We start from the raw sequence: 1,864 nt of genomic DNA, 5'->3' as shown, positions 1-1,864 counted from the left end.
CCGAGATCGAGGCTGCATATCGGGCGGCCTAGACCTAGAGCTCCTTGATCAGATACGAGTTCAGTGCGTTATAGCGCACTGAACTCGTATCTGATCAACCCACCTCTACGGCGTGTGAAAGATACGGCGCCTGGAGTTCATTCGAACCACGGTCTTGACCTTGAGTGCGCTCCAGTTCATAGCGTTCAAAGCTGTCAGCACACCCGCAACATGGAGTAGATGTGAAGACTGTCGAACTCACTCACACCGGAGAACAGGTCAGCCAGCTGGCGCTCGGCTGCATGCTCATGGGAACCGCAACCGACGAGCCGTCGTCGGTACGGATGCTGGACCAGTTCGCGGACGCAGGCGGCACCTTTCTCGACACCGCCAACTGCTACTGCTGGTGGAACGACCGGGGCAGCCACGGCGGACACAGCGAAGAACTACTGGGCCACTGGTTCGCCCGTACCGGTCGGCGCGACGAGGTGTTCCTCGCCACCAAGGGCACCGCGCTCGTCAAGGACATGGACGCGGTATGGGCCAAGGGCACACCGGACTGGGAAGTCGCGTACCGGAGCTTCGACGGCGCCGGCGCGGACAACCTGCGCAGGTCGATCGACGACAGCCTCCGCCGTTTGCAGACCGACCACATCGATCTGTACTACGTGCATGTCGACGACCAGTCCACGCCCCTCGAGGAGACACTGGAAGCGCTGGCGGGGATCGTTCAGGCCGGCAAGGCGCGCTACATCGGCTGGTCCAACGTCCGGACATGGCGACTGGAGCGCATCCGCCAACTCTGCGCGCAGCACGGCTGGCCGCAACCGGTCGCCGTCCAACAGCAGCATTCCTACCTGCGACGCAAAGCCGGACTGAGGCATATCTCGATCGTCGACGACGAACAGCTGGACTATCTGCAGACGCACGACGATCTCACCCTGGTCGCCTACTCGCCGATCCTCAAGGGCATCTACGACGACCCCGCCAAGCGTGATGGCCACGGCATGATGGCTAGCTACGCAGGGCCAGACGCCGATGTCCGGCTCAAGGTGGTCGAGGAGATCGCGGCCGAGGTCGATGCCACTCCGAACCAGCTGGTCCTTGCCTGGCTGCTTCACCAGACGTCTCCGACGATCGTGCCGATCATCGGTCCTCGCACACTCGAGCAATACGACGCCGCCATGCCGGCCCTCGACGTCAAGCTCACCGGGGAGCAGCTCGCCCGTCTCGACGCCGCCGGCGCGTAGGCGCGCTCTGCGGCCTTGATCAGATACGAGTTTGGTGGCCTATAGCGCCCTGAACTCGTATCTGATCAGTCCCGTTCGGTTCAAATTCGCCACTACGGCAGCAGCGCGTCGCTCATGTCGTCGATGTGACGTTGCCATTCCTCGGGGCCGGTGGGCAGGGTGTCCGGCGCGGCGTGGGCGAGCTGCACATGACCTAGGTAGACGCTGACGGCCAGCAACGCCCGGCCCCGAGCCTGGTCGGCCGGCACGCCCAGTTCCTCGAACAGCGACGCGACGTAGCTGACGCGTCGCTCCGTGACCCGCCGCATCACCGGCGCGACAAGCGGGTCGTCAGCCGTCGCCATCAGCGCCACCTCAGTGGAATCACTGCGGCTGTATCCGACCACCAATGCGAAGAGCCGGCGCAGGCGGACAGCCGGGTCGGCGTCGGCCTCGATGTGGGCGATCAGCGCCTCGGTGTGCTCCTGTTCCCAGAGCTGCAGGGCCGCCTCGACGAGTGCGTGCCGGTTGGTGAAGTGCCAGTAGAAGCTGCCTTTTGTGGTGCCCAGACGGGCCGCCAGCGGCTCCACCGCAACGGATTTCAGCCCGCCTTCGCGGATCGCCGTCAGCGCGGCCTGGGCCCAGTCGTCGGCGGA

General features: G+C 64.8%; 2 protein-coding genes. One reads left to right on the top strand and one right to left on the bottom strand.

What is annotated here, in order from left to right; genetic code table 11:
• The first annotated feature begins 221 nt into the window (after window positions 1-221).
• Complete coding sequence (locus ELR45_RS06900; RefSeq protein ID WP_129664575.1) at window positions 222-1,229, top strand: aldo/keto reductase; 1,008 nt, start codon at window positions 222-224, stop codon at window positions 1,227-1,229.
• Window positions 1,230-1,321: 92 nt separating this feature from the next.
• Here ELR45_RS06900 and ELR45_RS06895 read toward each other — a convergent pair.
• Window positions 1,322-1,864: TetR/AcrR family transcriptional regulator (locus ELR45_RS06895; RefSeq protein WP_165367545.1), on the bottom strand; the 543-nt coding region annotated here is incomplete at its 5' end.

Source organism: Phytoactinopolyspora endophytica, assembly GCF_004138495.1.
Lineage (GTDB): Bacteria > Actinomycetota > Actinomycetes > Jiangellales > Jiangellaceae > Phytoactinopolyspora > Phytoactinopolyspora endophytica.
This window is presented reverse-complemented; position numbering and strand designations above follow the sequence as displayed.